The 18,555-nt window shown below is 64.9% G+C and carries 18 protein-coding genes and 1 pseudogene; 3 read left to right on the top strand and 16 right to left on the bottom strand.

What is annotated here, in order from left to right:
• Positions 1-343 (bottom strand): helix-turn-helix domain-containing protein (locus DT057_RS28320; RefSeq protein ID WP_162501534.1); only part of this gene is annotated, 343 nt, incomplete at its 3' end.
• Between the two features lie 155 nt (positions 344-498).
• A complete protein-coding gene (speB, locus tag DT057_RS28315; RefSeq protein ID WP_203236401.1) occupies positions 499-1,443 on the bottom strand; it encodes an agmatinase in 945 nt (314 codons plus the stop codon).
• Between the two features lie 1,507 nt (positions 1,444-2,950).
• Here speB and DT057_RS28305 point away from each other — a divergent pair.
• A complete protein-coding gene (locus tag DT057_RS28305; RefSeq protein WP_128565423.1) occupies positions 2,951-4,489 on the top strand; it encodes a hypothetical protein in 1,539 nt (512 codons plus the stop codon).
• Positions 4,490-4,619: 130 nt separating this feature from the next.
• Positions 4,620-4,856 carry a hypothetical protein gene (locus DT057_RS28300; protein ID WP_128565422.1) on the top strand — a complete coding sequence of 79 codons (237 nt, stop codon included), beginning with the start codon at positions 4,620-4,622 and terminating at the stop codon, positions 4,854-4,856.
• A 69-nt stretch (positions 4,857-4,925) separates the two neighbouring features.
• On the opposite strand, the gene DT057_RS28295 is transcribed toward DT057_RS28300, so the two are convergent.
• The 7 genes and pseudogenes from DT057_RS28295 to DT057_RS28265 form a co-directional block, all read right to left on the bottom strand.
• Positions 4,926-5,288: a hypothetical protein gene (locus DT057_RS28295; RefSeq protein WP_203236400.1), complete on the bottom strand. Its 363-nt coding sequence runs from the start codon at positions 5,286-5,288 to the stop codon at positions 4,926-4,928.
• A gap of 26 nt (positions 5,289-5,314) precedes the next feature.
• Positions 5,315-5,779: pseudogene (locus DT057_RS28290) on the bottom strand (nuclear transport factor 2 family protein).
• A 74-nt stretch (positions 5,780-5,853) separates the two neighbouring features.
• On the bottom strand, positions 5,854-6,393 hold the full coding sequence (locus DT057_RS28285; protein ID WP_128565421.1) for a carboxymuconolactone decarboxylase family protein: 540 nt from the start codon (positions 6,391-6,393) through the stop codon (positions 5,854-5,856).
• Between the two features lie 125 nt (positions 6,394-6,518).
• Positions 6,519-8,597: a 2Fe-2S iron-sulfur cluster-binding protein gene (locus DT057_RS28280; RefSeq protein WP_128565420.1), complete on the bottom strand. Its 2,079-nt coding sequence runs from the start codon at positions 8,595-8,597 to the stop codon at positions 6,519-6,521.
• Positions 8,598-8,656: 59 nt separating this feature from the next.
• Complete coding sequence (locus DT057_RS28275) at positions 8,657-9,274, bottom strand: glutathione S-transferase family protein (protein WP_128565419.1); 618 nt, start codon at positions 9,272-9,274, stop codon at positions 8,657-8,659.
• Positions 9,275-9,449: 175 nt separating this feature from the next.
• Positions 9,450-10,073, bottom strand: a complete 624-nt coding sequence (locus DT057_RS28270; protein WP_128565418.1) for an isochorismatase family protein — start codon at positions 10,071-10,073, stop codon at positions 9,450-9,452.
• A 142-nt stretch (positions 10,074-10,215) separates the two neighbouring features.
• A complete protein-coding gene (locus DT057_RS28265) occupies positions 10,216-11,082 on the bottom strand; it encodes a LysR family transcriptional regulator (protein WP_128565417.1) in 867 nt (288 codons plus the stop codon).
• Positions 11,083-11,169: 87 nt separating this feature from the next.
• Here DT057_RS28265 and DT057_RS36985 point away from each other — a divergent pair, with 87 nt between their 5' ends.
• Positions 11,170-11,565, top strand: a complete 396-nt coding sequence (locus DT057_RS36985) for a pirin family protein (protein WP_238313706.1) — start codon at positions 11,170-11,172, stop codon at positions 11,563-11,565.
• Between the two features lie 519 nt (positions 11,566-12,084).
• Here DT057_RS36985 and DT057_RS28255 read toward each other — a convergent pair.
• From DT057_RS28255 to DT057_RS28225, 7 genes are all read right to left on the bottom strand, one after another.
• Complete coding sequence (locus DT057_RS28255; protein WP_128565416.1) at positions 12,085-12,795, bottom strand: hypothetical protein; 711 nt, start codon at positions 12,793-12,795, stop codon at positions 12,085-12,087.
• Positions 12,788-15,259 carry a DUF927 domain-containing protein gene (locus DT057_RS28250; RefSeq protein WP_128565415.1) on the bottom strand — a complete coding sequence of 824 codons (2,472 nt, stop codon included), beginning with the start codon at positions 15,257-15,259 and terminating at the stop codon, positions 12,788-12,790. The genes DT057_RS28255 and DT057_RS28250 overlap by 8 nt, the downstream gene beginning before the upstream one ends.
• Positions 15,259-15,567, bottom strand: a complete 309-nt coding sequence (locus DT057_RS28245) for a hypothetical protein (RefSeq protein WP_128565414.1) — start codon at positions 15,565-15,567, stop codon at positions 15,259-15,261. The genes DT057_RS28250 and DT057_RS28245 overlap by 1 nt, the downstream gene beginning before the upstream one ends.
• Positions 15,564-16,007: a hypothetical protein gene (locus tag DT057_RS28240; protein ID WP_128565413.1), complete on the bottom strand. Its 444-nt coding sequence runs from the start codon at positions 16,005-16,007 to the stop codon at positions 15,564-15,566. Before DT057_RS28240 ends, DT057_RS28245 begins: the two co-directional genes overlap by 4 nt.
• Before the next feature lie 203 nt (positions 16,008-16,210).
• On the bottom strand, positions 16,211-16,411 hold the full coding sequence (locus DT057_RS28235; protein WP_128565412.1) for a helix-turn-helix transcriptional regulator: 201 nt from the start codon (positions 16,409-16,411) through the stop codon (positions 16,211-16,213).
• A 48-nt stretch (positions 16,412-16,459) separates the two neighbouring features.
• Positions 16,460-16,951: a hypothetical protein gene (locus DT057_RS28230; protein ID WP_128565411.1), complete on the bottom strand. Its 492-nt coding sequence runs from the start codon at positions 16,949-16,951 to the stop codon at positions 16,460-16,462.
• 22 nt (positions 16,952-16,973) lie between these two features.
• Positions 16,974-18,275, bottom strand: coding sequence for a tyrosine-type recombinase/integrase (locus DT057_RS28225; RefSeq protein ID WP_128565410.1), 1,302 nt, complete (start codon positions 18,273-18,275; stop codon positions 16,974-16,976).
• Positions 18,276-18,555 lie beyond the last annotated feature (280 nt).

Below are 18,555 nucleotides of genomic sequence, written 5' to 3'. Positions count from 1 at the left end.
CGATCCGGCGCCACCGCACGACCCCGTGCACAGCCCTGTCCGGGCCGGCCTCGACGAGCTCTGCGATCTCAGCCCGCTGCTCGGCCGACAGGCGCGGCTCAGGCCCCTTGGACCAGCTGTCCAGCAGGCCATCCGGACCCTGAGCGTTGAACCGGTGCACCCAACCGCGCAGCGTCTGGCGGTCCATCCCGCCGATCCGAGCCGCCTGCGTCCGGTTCATGCCGTCCAGGATCCCAGCCAGCGACAGGAGCCGGCGGCTCTGGCTTGCGTTCTTCGTCACCGCCGCCAAGCGACGGAGCTCGTCCGCCGAATAGTCCGCCCGCAGGCCCACCGCTAAAGCCATAGCGCGAATCCTCCCCGCGCCATGGAACCAGCTGAACTCCGACCGAGGAAGCCCTCGCGAGTCACGGGCAGAGGCTGTTGGTATTAGAGAGGACTTTCGGTAAATGGCATGGAGTACTTTCGGGCTGTTTCAACCGAGGCGCCTCGCCTTCCAGCTCACGCCTTCCTTCGCTGTGCCCGTTCGTGAAAAATTGAACCGATGAAGTCGAGGCTTGTCCGAGCTGCGAGAAGTGCGGTAATGCCGGATGGATCGTAGGGTGGTGAGACCTCGACGAAGTCGACGCCGACGACCTCGAACCGTTGGGCGACTGCCCTCAAGATGTCCTTCACTTCGTAGTAGCTGAAGCCGCCATGACTGATGGTTGCCGTTCCCGGTGCTATTGAGGGGTCGAACGCATCGACGTCGATCGACACGTAGACGCGCTCGCCAGCGGGAATGTGGCGCAACGATGCCTCGGCACCCTGCATTCGAACCTTCCGCAACGATGCTACGTGGCTTCCATAGGCTTGTGCCGCCTCCCAATCCTTGCGGCTGACGGCAGCCATGTTGCGAGGTCCGAGCGTCGTTATCCCCTTGACGTGCGACATCTCCGAGGAGCGCCGCATCGGGCTGCCGTGGCCCCATCGGATCCCGTTTCGCTCGTCGATGAAATCGAAGTGCGCATCAAGGTGCACGATGTGCATAGGGGGCTGCTCCGAGTACGCTGACATCGTTGCCATCGTGATCGAATGGTCGCCGCCCAGGATGTAGGGAAGTGTTCCCGCATCGAGGAGCGCACGCACCGCCTGCTCGGCAGTGGCGAGGCTGCGCCTTGTATCGGCATAGATCACGTCGGCGTCGCCAACGTCCACGATTTGGACCTCGTCCCGTGTCAGGTACGTCACCTCGTCTTCGAAATCGAAGACGCCTTCAGGACCGAAGCCATGGAACATGGAGGCCTCGCGGATGGCGCGGGGCCCGAACCGCGTGCCTACGCGATAGCTCGACGCTGTATCGATCGGCACGCCCAAGATGGCGACGTCAGCTCCATCAACCAGATTCCAGTCTGGGCAGGCAGGCTGGCGTGCAAACGTCACCAGTCCCACGAACGGGAGGTCCATTCGGTCAGGGGTGTTCCGGCTCTCTGCCCTATAGATCATAGCCGCTTTCCTACTGTTGTGCTGTTACGGACGGGGACGCCTCTGGACTAGGTCATGACGGCCGGACTCTATGCAGCCCGGCGTCTTCTTGAGTGCCGCTTCAGAGTACTAATCTTGTTTCTAACGAACGGTCTGCAAACCATCTGCTCCGACCTTAGAACCTGTAGGAGATTAAACGGCTTGCCGCAAATGGGGATGAGCGACCAGCCGCCGTGAGATGATCGAGATCATGGCATTCTACACGTGTGCTGCGGAGAGACCCGGCTGGCGATCGTACGTGATGTTAAGCCGGCGGTAGCGGCTCCCCCAGGCGAATAACCGCTCGATCACATCAAGCCTCAATCGTCGCATTGAGCGTTCTCCATGCTATTCAATGGCTTCCTTAATGTTCTCGTGAAACACTCAATAAGACGGTTCCGAGCACTTTACGGTGATAGGGAGAAGGAATAGCGTGCCGATTAGTAGGAATGCTTGCGTACGCTCTGAGAACGCTGCCTCCCAGAATGTATAGGGTCGAGGCACAATGAGTGGCCAAAAGTTCACCGCGATACCGAGATATAACAGCGCGAGGAGCATAATCAATCACAGGAATGACGTCACATCCTGCCCTTGCCCATTCAGCGACCGCCACAGTCCAAGCGCAGCGAATAACATGTGAGGAGAGGATTGGTGCGAGAAGCGCCGTATTGCGCTATGAGAACCAGCGCGCTGCGATCGCGGGATCAGCCCACGGTGACCAGATGCTAAAGAACTCAATCGCGAATAGGGCGCTGACAAGACAACTCCGGCCCTGCCGTCGGGCTCAGGCATGCAGATCACCTTCAGTCTTTAGAGCGAGTAAGCTCGGTCCGAGCAGACAATAGCCGAGCAACAGTGCGAACCCAGACCTAACCGAAAAATTTCAGCCAATCGAAGGAGGTGCCAGCGAAGTTGGGTTCCCTCCACTTTGCAGCTTTGGATGAAGGCCCCGAGCACCATGTCTTGTGACAAAGTGGCCGTTGCCGAGCCGATGCAGAAGCCCTACTCCAGAAGCGACGGATAGGAGGAGCTTTGAACTGGACCCGCTCGTTCAGAACGCTGAAGCCTCAACCCGTTGCGGATACGTCTCATGCATGGCGAGCTACAGACGGCAGAAATAAATCGCTCGCTAGCTAATTCGACGCTAATCTAAGGCCAAAACTGTGTCTACGATACCACGCCGCTTGGCGCCGTATCGGTCGGACCAAGGGAGTAGGACGAATCTTCTCTGCTCCGCCTGGACATCAGCTAAGCTTGCAGCAAACAGTAGCTTGCCCGCTGGCAGGGCCGTGTCCTGGCGGGCATGCCGAGTGAGTAAAGGTCAAGGTCTATGCCGCTCTTGCGCCTTAGAGTGCCGTCTGCCTTGGTACTCGCACTTTTGAGCTCTGCCGCGCTCTCAACGCCCGCACAGGCGCAGAGTGTCGCCGAAATGGCCGCCCGAATGGATGCGATGCAGAAGCAGATGCTGGCGATGCAGCAAGAACTCGCGGACTTGCGCCATCGAGCGAGTGCGCGGCAAGCCGAAATCGTGGCCAATGATCGCCGACAGCGTGCTCAAGAGCGAGCGCGGGAGCGTACCGCTACAACTCAGGTCCGTCAGCAGCAGGTGGTACGGACGGGCGGCCGTGGTAGTGTTGATCCGGCCTCTAACAACCATTTACCAGTCATTCTGGCATATGATCTCGTTTGTGGTTCGGGCAGCTACGTGCTTGGGCAAGTCTGTTTCACGCCCGGAGGCTTTATCGAACTTACTGGTATCTTCCGGAACCTAAATTTAGTCTCGGATGTTGAAACGAATTTCGGTGGTATACCGTTCCGCAACTCGCCGCTTTCGCGCGAAAACGAATTCCGCTTCTCTGCCCGCCAGAGCCGGTTCACCGGCATGTTCATGGCGAAGGTCGACCCAGAGCTCGCGGTTACAGGATACTACGAACTTGACTTTCTGGGAGCGGCCGTCAACTCAAATTCTCGAGAGAGCAACAGCTATGTTCCGCGTATTCGACAGTTGTTTGCAGCACTCGACTCGCGTGATACAGGCTGGCATGTGCTGGCTGGACAGGCATATAGCCTAATAACGACAAACACGGTGGGCATCACGCCACTTAAGGAGCAAATCCCGCTCACAATCGACCCTCAATTCGTCCCAGGTTTCAACTGGACGCGCAATCCTCAAGTCCGTGTCGTCAAAGACGTGGCACCCGGCCTATGGGCTGCAGTAGCGCTCGAGTCACCGCAGAGTGTTCTGCCGCCAAGCCCGTTCGCAGCTCCCAACGGGGTGTCGGTTAACTTCAGTAATCCCGGCGACGTCGTGGGCCAACTCAATAGCACAACTACCTACTCGAACAACTCGGCACCGGATGTTACGGCTAAGCTTGCATTTGAGCCAGGTTTTGGCCACTATGAGGTTAAAGGATTAGCTCGATTTTTTAACGACAGGGTAATTGGCCGCACCAACGATGCTACCGGATACGGGATCGGAGCCTCTGCCACATTTCCCGTACTTGACAAGCGGTTGGACTTCCAGATTAGTGGTCTTGTGGGCCGGGGCATTGGACGTTACGGAACCGCGTTGCTTCCTGACTTTGCGCTACGCGCCGACGGCTCCATCGCACCGATCCCCGCGTTTCAACTGCTCACCGGGGTCGTCGGCCACGTGCAACCTGGAACTGATGTCTACGTGTACGCCGGATGGGAACAAGCTTCTCGCGCCGGTGCATTCAGCACAGCGGGCTATGGTTCGCCCACGCTTACAGTTACAGGCTGCAATATTGAAGGATCAGCAGCCGCAACATGCCAAGCTGAAACGAGGGAAATCAGGCAAATTACTGGCGGATTCTGGCACGACCTATATAAAGGCAGCTTCGGTCGTTTAGCCGCAGGTGCTCAGATCTCGTATACGGAACGAACTGCATTTCGAGGGGAATTTGGAATCAATCCCTCAACCCATCTTATCGTTGGCTTAGCTTCGTTACGTTACTATCCGTTCTAGAGGCGAGCCCGAGCACCTAGAAACGGCTGCTAGAGCGCGTCCCCAAGCGGTGCGCTGCCGCAAGTCAGCGGCTTTGACGCGGGGGCAACGCGACCTACCATGCGGTGGGGCGCATCAATGGAGGCTCGACATGTTCGAATACGACGCGTCGTTGGCTTTAAGGGTTGAGATCGTGGAAACCGCGCTCACTGCCGTGTTCGAAACGATCCCAAAGGGCCATGCGGCCCGGTTCAGGCTCATCGAGCTTTTGGACCAGAAGGTAAAGGATGCAGCATTCGCCCGCACACGCCGGCACGGCTTGGAACGTTGCATCGCGCATATCTCGCAGAAGCTTGCATTGCAGGATCCTCAAAGCGGAGGGGCATAAGACCAGCGAGGAACCACCCTGGAACGATCCCACACGCTCGATCGCGTCCCAATGTGCTCGGGCGCAGCACTAGCATGCGGGAGCGACCGCCGACTCAGAGTCCCGTGTCGCTGTAGAGCCCGCGAGGTCTTCGGCGAGGCTTTCAATCTCGCCGCAGACCTCGGCTGAGATGCCCGACCTGATCGGCCGCTCACGCTCCTCCGTAAGGCATCCGCCGTCACGCGCGGCTGCCGCTAGGGCCAGCGCCAGCGCGCGCGACGTGCGCGCGTCGAAGCTCTGGCCCCGACGCGCGGCGTCGATCTCGGCGCCGCACATCCCGAGCCTGCGAGCTTCTGCCTCCCGCTCCGGAGGTACGGTCGGTTCGCGTTTCCCGTTACCCTGGACGAGCGCGGTCGACAGGCGCACGCGCCCTTCCAGGGTGAAGGATGACATGGCGGCGCTCCGGACTTCGGGGTCGATCAGAAGCCGAAATGGCTGAGACCCGGATGGTCGTCCGGCCGGCGCCCGAGCGGCCAGCGGAATTGGCGCTCCGCCTCGCTGATCGGGTGCTCGTTGATGCTGGCGTGGCGGGCCCGCATCAGCCCGTCCTCGGCGAACTCCCAGTTCTCGTTGCCGTAGGCCCGGAATCACTGCCCGCTGTCGTCGTGGTACTCGTAGGCATAACGCACGGCGACGCGGTTGCCGGTGAAGGCCCCGAGTTCCTTGATCAGGCGGTAGTCCAGCTCACGGTTCCACTTGCGGGTGAGGAAAGCCTGGGCCTCCTCCCGGCTCCGCACGAACTCGGCCCTGTTCCGCTAGCGGGTGTCGGTCGTGTAGGCAAGGGCGACCTTGGCGGGGTCGCGGCTGTTTCAGCCGTCCTCAGCGAGGCGGACCTTCTCGATGGCGCTCTCCTCGGTGAACGGCGGCAGCGGGGGATGGGACATCGGCTTCTCCTCAGGGTTCGGGCATGGCAGCGGGCAAAAGGAAGGCGGGCGGCCGCGCCGTCCGCTCCCGGGCGTCAGGCGGCGAGGCGGTCGACGACGGGGAAGTCCACGGCGGTGTCGAGCGCGCGGTTGAGGTAGTTGGTCAGGGTGTTGAGGGCGACGATCTCGACGACCTCGGCGTCGCTGTAAGCGGCCGCCTGCACCGCCTCGACCTCGACCGGGGTCACCGAGCCGCGCTTCTCCGCGAGCGCCTTCACGAAGGCGAGGGCGGCCGCGGCCTTCGCGTCCGTGGACGAGCCGCCGCGGGCGGCCGCGATCTCGGCGTCGTCGAGTCGGGCGAAGGTCCGTCCGAAGTAGGTGTGGGCGGCGAGGCAGTAGTCGCAGCCGTTCACCTCTGCCATCGCGAGCGCGATGCGTTCGCGGGTGGCGGGCGGGAGCTTGCCCCTACCGAGCGCGCCCTGCAGCTCCGTGTAGCTGGCCAGAGCCGCAGGGCTGTTCGAGAGGACGCGGAAGACGCTGGACACGCAGCCGAGTCGCTTGGCGATGGTCTCAAGGACCGGGCGCGAGGCTTCCGGCACCTCCTCGATGGTGGCTGGTGTGCGAACATGTGACATGTTCTTCACTTCATTTCGGGAGCGGGTTGTCGCTCCGTGCCCTGTAAGATGTCCCGTGTCCGGGCTCGACTAAACGGCGAACCTGGACAAGGAAGTCTTGCTCGTGCTGCAGTAATCGCTGCCGGTCAGAGGGCGAGGTGCACGGGCCCGCTTCCATCGGCTGGGGTGGCCGAGCAGATCAGGACTTCGTCCTCGGCATGGGGCGCCGAGGGCGCTTTCGCGTAGGTGACGGCACCCGCCATCAGCTTCGTCCTGCATGTACCGCAGGTCCCGGTCCGGCAACTGAACTCCGGGCTGAGGCCGCGGGCCTCGGCGAGTTCGAGCAGCGTTCCGGCTTCCGGCGTCCAGCGCACCTCCTTAGACGAATTCAGGAAGGCGACCGGGACCGACTCCGCCGACGCGGGCGGCAGCTTGGCCGCCTCGACATCGGCCGGGACGCTTCTGACGAGCGACGAGGGGCCGAAAGTCTCGGCGTGGATGCAGTCGTCGGCGACGTTCAGGCCGCGCAGGCCGTCGTAGAGGGCCTGCGTGAAGGCGGTCGGACCGCAGAGGTAGAATTCGTAGTCGCCGAACGGCAGGACGCGCGAGAGGAGGGCGGTGTCGATCCGGCCAGGAACGTCGTAGTCGACCCCCTCCACGGCATCCCCGGGCGCGCTCAGCACCCGCACGACCCTGACCGCGCCCTGGGCCGCGCCCACGAGCGCCGCCACCTCGCTGTCGAAAGGACGCTCGTCCTTCGAGCGGGCCGCCTCGATCAAGGTGGTCGGCCGGATGCCTTGCGTGCGCAGGCCCTCGTAGACCAGGTGTCGGAGCATCGCGAGGAGAGGTGTGATGCCGACGCCGCCGGCGAGCAGCACGGCCGGCCGCTTGGCGTGCGCGTCCATGGTGAAGCCGCCGGCCGGCGCGCGCGCCTCGACCACGTGGCCGACCCGCACGTGATCGTGCAGGTGGCCGGATACCGCGCCGTCGCGCTTGACACTGATCCGGTACACCCCGTCCGAGGGCGCGACCGAGAGCGTGTAGGTGCGGATGACGGGTTTGTCCGCGCCGGGAAGCGTCACGCGGATAGGCAGGTGCTGCCCGGCCTCGTGCGGGATCAGCCCGGCGCCGTCCGCCGGCAGGAGGTGGAAGGAGCGGATCGAGCGGCTCTCGTCCACGATCTTGGTGACCTTGAACGGACGCCAGCGCGTCGCAAGGTCGGCGGCGCGGGCGCGTTCCTCCGCCTGCCGCCAGTCGCCGGTCATCAGGGAGTTCGGCGACCAGCCGTCCGCCCAGAAGGTCCAGCGCAGCGGCAAGGCGCTCCGCCGCCGCACGACCCGGCGCGGCTTGAACGTCCACAGCCGCTCGGCACCCTGGAAGGCGGCGATCTCGGGCGAGGACAGAATGACCTCGGCATCTCCGGTCATCTGCAACAGGTCGCCGGTCTCGAAGTCGGCGAAGACGAGGCCCGCCTTGCCGTTCAGCAGGAGGTTGCCGAGCGTCGCGAAGAAGAGGTTGCCGGCGAAGTCGGGGACCGTGAGCGTGCCGTCAGCAGCGACCCGGACGAAGCTGGCCTTGCCGCCGCGATGCGAGACATCGACCTGGCGGCGGTTGTCGCGCTCGGCGTAGGAGGCGACGAAGAAGGTGTCGGCGGCCTCGATCAGGGCGCGCGCCGCCGCGTCGAGCTCGCCGCTCCCCTCGATGGTACCGGCGAAGGGCTCGCGCGGGTCGCGGACAAAGGCGACGTCGCGCAGCTGGATGTACTGGGGGCAGTTGCCGAAGCTCTGGTCGACGGCGAAGTGAAGAACGTCTCCGGTCATCCCCCGGACGATGCCGTTGACGCGGTTGCGGCGGCGGGTGTGCAGCTCGATCCCGAGGAGCCCGATGGCCTCCCCGTCGCGCAGGCCCGCGCTTGCCGGGTCGCTCGGGTCGGGCCGCATCGCGATGTCGAGCGCCGTCGGCGTTGGCGAAGCGACAAAGCCTGGATGGCCCGCGATCAGCGTCGCCCAGGCGTCGCCTCGGCCGTCGACGGTGCCGGTCACGATGAAGGGGATCTGCGCATAGAACACACGATGCTGGTCGGGCATGTAGGCCCGCACCACGCGCCGGCCCACCTCCTCCATGCGCTCGGCGACGCCGACCTGCTCCTGGATGGCCTTCTCGCCCGGGTGCCAAGGTGAGGCTTGCGAAGCCGAGAGCTTCGTCATCGTCAGGCCGTCGCTCATGGATGCTCTCCCGTCCGGTTCGGTCGGGCGCGCCCACCGGCGCGCCCGGACAAGCGAGGTCACGCCGCAGCCGTGAGGCCGGCCGGCGTCTGGACGAAGGGAAGGAAGCCCGGCAGGGCCTCGATCCGGCGGAGATACGCGTCCACCTTGGGATAGCCCGCCAGGTCGACATTGCCCTCGGGCGCGCGCGCCAGGTAGCTGTAGAGTGCGACGTCCGCGATGGTCGGGCGCTCGCCAACCAGCCAGTCGCGTCCGGTGAGATGGGCTTCCAGGCGGCCGAGCAGCGTGTGCGCCCGGCCGATCACCTCCTCGGGCCGGAAGTTGGCGCCGAACACGGTGACGAGCCGCGCGGCGGCCGGGCCGTAGGCGAGTTCGCCGGCCGCGACCGACAGCCAGCGCTGCACGGCGGCCTCGCCCTTGGCGTCCTCCGGCAGCCAGTCGGTCCGCCCGAGCTTGCGCGCCAGGTAGACGAGGATGGCATTCGAGTCGGAGACGATGGTGCCGTCGTCGTCGAGCACCGGCACCGGCCCGAACGAGTTGAGGGTGAGGAATTCGGGCCTCTTGTGCGCGCCCGCCTTCAGGTCGACCTCAATGGCCTCGTGGGACACGCCAAGCAGCGCGAGGAACAGGCGGGCCTGGTGCGCGTGGCCCGACAGAGGGTGGTGGTAGAGCTTCATGACCGCGTCTCTGATTTCGTGGCCGGGTGAAGTCCCGAGCCGCGGGGAGAAGGTGTCCTGGATGGACCATGGCGAGAATGCTCACTCTCGTCAGTTCATTGTTGCCGTGAGCGGAACAATCACATGCGAGGGGATTGATCGTCACCAAGCGATGGCGACCGGTCCCTCCCGACCGTCACGCCTGCCCCTTCGCGGCCAGGAAGCTCGCGTAGATGTTGCCGGCGAAGGGCAGGTGGTCGCCCATCAGCTTGGCATGCGCCTCGCCGGTGGCGGACTGCCAGTGGCCCAGCAGCTCGGCGCCGACCGCGACCCAGGTGATTGGCACGACGCCGGCCTGCACCATGCGGGCGATGGCCGCCTCCTCGACGAGCTTGCTCCAGTTACCCGAGGCGTCCAGCACCGCGTAGACGTCGTAGCCCGCCTCGCGGGCCGCGAGTGCCGCGAAGGCCACGCAGACCTCCGTCGAGATGCCGGCGATCAGGAGCTTCTTGCGTCCGGTCGCCTTCACGGCGGCGGCGAAGTCGGCGTTGTCGAAGGCGTTGATCTCGCCAGGCCGGTGCACGACGGTGGCGTCGGGTAGGCCCTGCGCCACCACCGGCAAGACCGGTCCGTTCGGGCCGCCGGCCACGCTGGTCGTGATGATGGCCGACAGCTTGTAGATCTGCGCGATTGGGACGAGGGCCTTCACGTTGTTCAAGAAGTCCGCGGGTGTCTGGGTCTGCACGCCGTTGGCGAGCCCCGTCTGGTGGTCGACGAAGAGCAAAGCGGCGTTCCCGGTGGTCAATCTCTCGTAGGACATGGCGTTCTCCTTCGGTGAGGGCGGCCCTGCTCCGGAACCGCCCGACACGACGAAGATGCCGTCCCTTATACGGCGTCACTAGCCGCTGGTTCTGCCACTCTGCGTCCCAAGATACGGGACGCAGCCGGTGCCGCGGAGGAGCTTACCGGCCGAAGCGCTCGACCAGCAGTTCGGTGAGCACCTGCACCTTGCGCGACGGATGCTGCCCTGGCGGGCGCACGACGAACATTCCGATGGAGGGAAGCGCGTAGCGCAGCATAATCGGCACCAGGGAGCCGGACGCGACGTAGGGCTCCGCGATCACGTCGGGCAGCGCGGTGATGCCCGCACCTGCAGCCGTCGCCTCCGCGATGGCGACGGCGCTGTCGGCCTTGAAACGGCCTGTCGGGCGAACTGGGAACGACTTGCGCCCGGCGCTGAACGTCCAGGTCTCCGTGCCGATCATCACGGCGGGATGGCCAGGCACGTCCTCCGGCGTCTTGGGCGCGCCGTACGCGGCGACGTAGTCCGGGCTCGCGAATAGCCGCACGGAGAAGGACCCGATGCGGCGTGCGACGAGGTTTGAATCCGGCAGGTAGCCGACCCGGATGCCACAATCGAAGCCTTCCGTGACAAGGTCGACGTAGCGGTCGCTGTAGCGGCAGTTGATCCGAAGCTGCGGGTCGAGGCGGGTGAGTTCGGCGATGGCCGGCGCGAAGTGCGTCGGGCCGAAGGTTGAAGGCACGGCGACCCGCAGGAGGCCGCGAAGCTCGCCGCCGGGCGAGATGGCCTCCAGGGCGGCGTCCACCTCCGCGCAGACTCTCGCCGCATGTTCCCGGACCGTCGTGCCCGCCTCGGTCAGGGCCGCGCCCCGGGTGGTGCGCGTGAGGAGTTGGGTGTCGAGCTCGGCCTCCAGCCGCAACAGTCGCCGGCTGACCACCGACTTTGCCAGGTTGAGGCGGCGGGACGCCGCGGACACCCCTCCGGCGTCGGCCACCTCCACGAAAGTCCTCAGGTCGTCGACGACCATTCGCGTTCCGCTTCATGGGACAAAGCTAGCCCGGATCGGACGATATCGTCCCATGACGAAGATGCCCGACTGGGAAGGACGACAATCATGGATGCGACCAAGCTCAAGCGCAGAGGCCGGAAGGGCGACCCGGCCCGCCACTTCGCGGTGGAGATCATCTACCCCGGGCTGAGCATCGGAGGCCGGGACAGCGGCCTGGGCGCCATCGGCCGCATTGACCGCGCCACGGTTGCGCCCGGTCACGTCATCGGGATGCACTCGCACCGCGACGATGAGATCCTGACCTACGTCCGGACCGGCCGGGGGCTTCACCGGGATACGATCGGCAACGAGGAGGAGATCACGGCGATGCGCCTCATGATGATGAACGCGGGCCGCACTTTCCAGCACGAGGAGCGGATGCTCGCTCCTGACCCGGTCGAGGCTTTGCAGATCTTCCTGCGGCCGCGCGACCGACTTCGAACCCAAGGTCCAGTTCCATGATTTCCGGGAGGCCGTCAGCCGCGGCACATGGCGCCTCCTCGCGGCGCCTGAGGGCGCGCCGCTGGAGGTCCGCGCGCAGGCATGGGTTGCCGACGCGCACGTTCCGGCCGGCTCCGTGTTGCCCCTGCCTGCGCTGCCGGCACCCGACGTGGTTCGCCTGCTCCATGTCTTCGGCGGCGATGTCGAGGTCGGCGGCCTGACGCTACGGGCGGGAGAGGCGGCTTACCTTGCAGGGGACGGCGGGAGGGTGCAGGCCCGATCCGACGCCGACCTCGTCCTATTCGCGACCGAACCGGGCGCGCCGGTCTTCCGGGGTGGCATGTTCAGCGGGAACGTGCTCTCGCGGTGAGCGGCCCAGCCTGCGTGCACCAACCGTGTCCCTGGGCAGCGGCATCGGTAGCCGGCCCGCTCCATGATGGCGGCGCGGAGGGCCTTGGCATCCTTCGACGGCTTGGTCGGCATGGTCACCTCTCGGATTGGATGTGGAGAGCGAAGTAGGTTGACAGCAGCCGGCGAGACTTATCGCGCGCCCCTGTAGTGCTTGAGCCAGTCGAGGGCGCCGTCAGCACGAGCTTCCTCCCGCCAATCGCTGATGATCTTGATGCCTTTGTCCCGGACCCAGCCGGGGAACCAGGCGTCGAAGACATTCGGGTCGGCCGGGAAGCCGGACTGCTTGTGGTCTCCCTCGACGACGGCAATCCAGTAGGGCCAGCCGCCGCCGGAGGTGAGACCATGGCCGCGAGGGGATAGTGTCGTAGCGTGCACGGCGCGCTCGTGACCGCCAGATGGGCCATCAGTCAGAGAGATGAGCGGTTCGGCGCTGGCCTTCACGCCCCGACTGATAGCGGAGATGTTGAAGACCGTGATGATCTGCTTATTGCGGCGCTTGTCGAGCCGCCACTTCTCAAATGGGATGAGATTGCGGATCGGAGTTGCCGGCGACGCCGTAGGAGCCTGTAGCACCCCACATGCGGGAGCCGTTGCACCGGCCGTAGCACGTGCCTCGGTGCTACGTTTTTCTTCACCCTCCAATTTTGGAGGTGATACAGGTGCAACGGTGCTACAGCGCTGATTTCCCTTGACGTTTTTCGAGACACTCAGGTGATACGGCAGGTGCAACAGGGTGCTACCGGCCGGTGAAACAAGCGCTGTAGCACCTGTAGCACCGATTTTCGCAGTAGAATGGGAATGGCTGATTTCGCGCAGCCAGCGCCGGGTCTCCTCACGCATCGGAGCCTCCCTCGAAGATGGTGGGAAGCACGGCGTAGACCCGGATCGGTTGCGGGCTGACGGGCGTGCGCTCCATGCGCTGGAACTTGCCCTGCTTGTCCGGCTTCAGCATCCCGCGCTCGGCCAGCACCCGGGCGGTGGCGACCGGATCGAGGCCGGCGCAGACCTCGTTCTTCCACGACTCCGGCAACACCAGCCAGACCCGCTCCTCGCCGTGGCCCTTGCGCCAACCGACGCGGTTGGTGACAGGACGGGTGTCCATGTCGCCGATCTGCTCGAAGCGCGTATCACCGTGCGCCTCGAAGAACTGACGGACCTTCGCGATGCTCTCGCGCACCTCGGCCGGCTCGGAGCCGCCGCGGGTAGCGATCCAGTCCTTGAGTGCGCGCGCCGCCGCCGCTTCGGCCTCGCCCTCAGCCCAGGGTGCGATGTTGAACGCTTGCGCCAACTCGCCGGCCGCTGCAATCAGGCCGAGGCGGGCTGCGGCACGCCGCACCTGACCGTCCGCATCGGCGGGCACGTACTCCGCCACGAAGTCGTTGATGATGCGGTTGACGCCCTTGGCGACGTCCTCCAGGCCGCGCTCCACCAGGCCGCGAACGAACGCGGGTCCGGCGACGCCGTACGCGCTCAACGCGGAATCCTTGATGGCATCGGCAAGGCGGGCAGGATCGCCGTGCTTGCCGAGATGGTCGAAGACGCCGTAGCCCTTACCCGAGTCGGCCGGGATGTCGAGGAGGCGCACCGCCTGTCCGGCGTACGCCCGGCGCTGGCGGTCCTCGGCGATCTTGGCCGCCATCGGGATCTCGCCGGTCGAGAGCGTCAGCACCCGCCACGTCATCGGGCTGCGCATCGAGCCGTCGCGGGCAGACCGGCCTTTGCCCACGCCCGAGGCGAGCTGGTAGACGGCCGCCGCCGCATCCCGGCCCTCGGCCACGCCGATCTCGTCCAGAGCCAACAAGGTATCGGTGACGATCGCTGCGGTGGCCTCCTGCGCGTTCGCGGTCGCCCGCCAGGAGCGCACGAAGCCGGGATCGGCCGAGCCGCGGCCCCAGACGCTGGCGGCGGCGCGCAACGTCGTCGTCTTGCCCTTGCTGGACTGGCCGTAGAGGTTGAGGCCGCCGCCTTCGCCGCCGACCAGGTGGACGAGCGATCCGGCCAGTGCCGTCGCGATGGCGAGCACGAGGCGGCCGTGCCCGGCCGAGAGCCGGCCGACACCCTGCCGCCAGTCCTCCAGGGTACCGCGCGAGCCGTAGGGCGCAGCTGCGGCCCCGGTCAGCACCACCGTCTCGTTCGTCGGCTGGCCGATCACCTGATTTGGCAGCACGAACACCTGCGTGTCGCCGACCGTGTGCCAGCCGGTGCGGCCGACCGTCGTCACCCGGGCCTTCACCTTGACCCGGTTGAGGTAGTCGCCGAGGTGACCGCGACCGTTCCGGTCGATGGCGAGGCCGCGAGAGGCGAGGTCAGCCGCAAGCGCGCCGAGGTCACCGTGGAGCGCGGCGTCCGTCACGGAGTGCTCATGCTTGCGACCATCAGGGTCGCGCCAGCGCAGCCAGCGTGCCCAGCCCTGACCCTGCGGATCGCGCGCACGGCCGATCACCTCAAAGGCGGCCGAGCACCACACTTCCTCGACGCTGCGCGCCTCGCCCTTGCCCTTCGTGACCTCGACGACGAGCCCGCCATCATTCATCGCGAAGTTGTCGAACGAGACATAGGACGGCGCCGGCTCAGCACGTCGCACATGAGCAAGGACGAGTTCACGGAGCCGCTTCGGCTCCCAGCCCTCCGCGATCCCGTCCGCCGCATCCCAGCCGATGATCGGCTCGCGCGTGCCGCCGTCCTGCGTCGCACTCGCCACCGCGGCAGCATCCACGAAGGTGACGTTGCCGGCCCCGATCGCAGTCAGCTCCGCCGCTGCCTCAACGGCGTAGGCGCTGCCCGGCTCGTCGTTGTCGGGCCAGATCAGGACGTGTCGGCGCGCGAGCGGGCGCCAGTCGACGGAGCGTGCAGCCTTGGCGCCGCCGCACGAGGTCACGACGACAGACTTCTCGAAGATGGCGCGGGCAGCGTCCGCGGCCTTCTCGCCCTCGACGATCACGACGCTGGCGGTGGGCTTGGCCGCGAGGAGGTCGAGGCCGTAGAGCGGGCGCGGCCTGGGCCAGGACCGGCACCGCCAGCGCAGGACGCCGTTCTCCCGCCAGAGCGTCAGCGGCAGGAACTCCTTCCGCCCTCCGTCCAGGTCGAATCGGTTGACGTATCCCAGCACGCGGCCGTCGCCGTCGCGATAGGTGTAGGTCGTGGGCAGCCCAAGGCTGGGATGCCGTTGAACCGGCTCCGGGGCACCGTCCGGCACGGGCATGACGATCTCGCCGGCACCTTGATGGTCAGTGCGGGCGCCGGCGCCCGCTTCGTCGTTGAGGGGCTGCGCGAAGTCTCGCGCGAGTGCGTTAAGGCCGTCCATCAGCGCGGCTCCAGGTTCAAAGAGAGGAGGGTCGCGAGGTGCCGGGCGGCATCGATCTGCCGGACGCCATAGCGCCACGCGACGAGTGAGATCAGGTCACCACCACGTTCCCCGGTGGCGAAGTCAGCCCATCGGCCGGTATGCAGGTTGACCTTGAGCGAGCCGGCGCGCGTGTCCGCCCGAAGCGGATTCAGGGCGACGTACTCGGCTCCGGCCACCCGGCCGCCGGGGAGCACCCGGCGACAGATCGGCTCGGCGCTGCGCAGGGCGGCAGAAGCCACTGCCACGAAGTTGACGGGCGGGTTCATGCTGCTCGCTCCGCCAACCGATCGCGGATTCGGAAGAGCACGTCCTTCTGCTTGGGGGAGAGGTCGCGGCCCGCCTTGAGCTGGCGCTCGACGCTCTCCAGGAACCCGCGCTCCCAGCCGCTCAAGCGGGTGCTGGACATCCGACACCGGGCTACCAGGGCCTTGAGGCTGGCGAGCGGATCGAGATCGTGGCGCCAGCGCCCGTAGACCGGCGACTCCTCGTACCGGTGAGCGGGTCGAGGAGCCTCGCGGTAGATCACCCGCGGAGTAGGCAATGGCGCCGTAAGCGCCGTCGTCAGGTCGTAGATGTCGTGGCCGCCTGAAGCGAGCAAACGTTTCATCGCGGCAACCGCAGCGACGATCGCCACGTCGTCGTCCGTCGCAAGCTGGGGCAGCACTTTGGCGATCTTCGCGGCGGTGGTAGGAGTCAGCGCCGTCATCGCCGCGCCTCCGTGGGGCCGAGCTTGGCGAGGCTCGCGATAACTGCGGCCAACTCGACGCTGACGCCGAGGCGGTGCGCGAGACGGTGGACAATTCGGGGGGCGGTGCTATCTTCGGAGGTGCTGATCGTGTCGAGATAAGCAGTCTCCGAGGGACGTGAGCGCCTGGCCGCGCCGCGTCCCTCAACTGTTTTACACATGCTTCAAGCGGCTTCCTTCTTGTATTCAGACGTAGAACGCCGACGCCTTGACTCTTTCCAGAGATCAAGATCGTTGGTCTCATAGGAGACCCGACGCCCATATTTGTAGAAAGTCGGGCCGTCCCCGCGGACACGCAGTTGGTTGAGGTACGACTCACTGACGCCGAGGTACTGCGCCGCCTCTAATGTGTTTCTTGCAGCCATTTGCACGGGCTCCTATGGAGTTGCCCGAGCATGTCCGGTCTTGCCGCGTTAGTCCCTCGGGGAATAATCGGGCAGTGCGGTTGCTGCAGCCAGGAAGGGAATTAGGCATCCGGCGATGAAGGCCTCTTCGCCAAGGTGCGATCCTATCGCCAACATTTCCGCCCGATTCCGCGCGCGATCTTTCGACCGCATGGCTTGCAGCCAAGCACGGCTAATTAAAACAAGCCAGTAGGCTTCTTCTCCTGTACGCGCGACATTCGCTTTACGGCGAAGTGTACTCGCCTTTCCAGGCACAGTTGTTGCTGATCCTGCAACTTTCGGAAATTCAACCCGCGTCCATCCAGTTTTATCGCCGAATTGGATTTTCTCTATCTTGCCAACTTCGCCATATACCTGTGCTGCCGCTAAATCAAAAGCCGCACGCTCACTATATCCGCTCGCCTGCAACGCAAAAGCGTATGCAATCCAATATCGATCAGGATCATGCAACGGGAACTTTTTCGGCCTTCCTCTCGGCCGACCAGTTTTCGGTGTGACCATGATGCCCCCAATGCTTCTTAAATCAAGACGTGGGCGGTGCAATCACTTCTGCGCACATATCTGATAGTAACTCTCTGATCTCATCACCGATCTTTTGACTGAGAAGCTGTAATGGAGCGTTCTGCCGCGAAACATATCTGCCTGTCATGGCAAGTGTCTTATGCCCCAAGGCATCTCGCAGAATCAGTGCATTGGCTCCCAGGCCCGCACCACGGGTAGAGAATCCGTGGCGCAGATCGTGCAAACGCAAATCAGGTGCGCCGGCCTTTATGCGGACTTTCTCCCATGTACGGCGGACGACGGCCTTGGCGATCGATTCATTGCCGACGTCATTACAGAAAACAAAGGTCGATCGGCGGGGGAGGTCAGTTAGCAGCGCTACCGCAGGGCTGGATAGATGAACGTGCCTAGCGCCCGCTTTGGTACTCTCTGATCGGAGGCTGAGCAGACCAGCTTTTAAGTCGATGTCGGCCCATCGGGTGGCCTGCAACTCACCGACACGACAACCGGTCACAATCAGAAGCTTGATCAGAGTGGCTGCCTGTATCCGCAGCCCGGGCGATGAGAGTTCCTTCCAGATTGCTCGGATCTCGGAATCGTCGGGAACGCGGTCTCGCGACCCCTCAGGATGGAGCGGGATGCCGCGCGCGGGATTGATGGCGATCAGTTCGTCAGCAACCGCGAGGGAGAGCGCCTTCCGCAGAACGGCAAGCTCGTGGTTCGCAGCTCTGGGACGATGGGATTGCCGAGCATGCCACGCCCGGATCTCTGCTCGGGTGAGTTCGGATAGGCGAACCGTCCCAAACTCTGGGATCAGCGTTCGGTTGATGAGTTCGCTAAATACCTTTGCGGTACTCGGCCGCCGCTTCGGTTTCCAGTGCTGTTCCAAAGCCGTGAGCAGGACATCCTTCACGGTAGGCTCGCGCCGCTTGCTGGCCCGGTCGGTTGCAGGATCTTCGCCTGCGGCGACGCGCGCCAGGATCTGCTTCGCGTGCCGGCGGGCTTCGTCGGGCGTCAGTGCGCCGTGCCGCCCGATCGAGATACGGCGGGTTGGAAAACCCCTACCGCGGCCGGCCCGATACTCCAGCAGGTAGGTCCTTGAACCATCAGCGTTGCGACGGACTGCAAAGCCGCTGAGTTCATCATCGCGGATGATGCGGCCAGCCTGCTCGACGTCCAAACCATCCACGAAGCGCTTGGTAATCTTCGGCATCGCGCCGTCGTACTCCGGTGCCGACATGACCGCCGTGTCGGCACCATGTCGGCACGGAGAATGAAACATCGTGCAACGCGCGGCAAGCCCGCATAAGGAAAAGCGCGCCATGTCAATAGCTTGTGTAAGCCGGTGCAACTGCAAACAAGCTGGTGATACACAAGGAGCAAGACTTAAAATCTTGCGACCTCTGGTCGTGCGGGTTCGAGTCCCGCCGTCCGCACCAAATCGGTATCGTCGAGTTCTCTGAGGTTCGTGCCCGTCGGGCCGATGGATGTCCGGCCGCTCCGAGTGGACGAGGCGCCGAGGGCGAGGCCGCTAAAAGCCCCGGCGTCTGCGCGGCGTCGGGCGGCCAGGATCCACCCCGGCCGCCCGGTTCTCGTCAGCTGAA

Origin of the sequence: Methylobacterium crusticola (assembly GCF_003574465.1) — a bacterium.
Lineage (GTDB): Bacteria > Pseudomonadota > Alphaproteobacteria > Rhizobiales > Beijerinckiaceae > Methylobacterium > Methylobacterium crusticola.
This window is presented reverse-complemented; position numbering and strand designations above follow the sequence as displayed.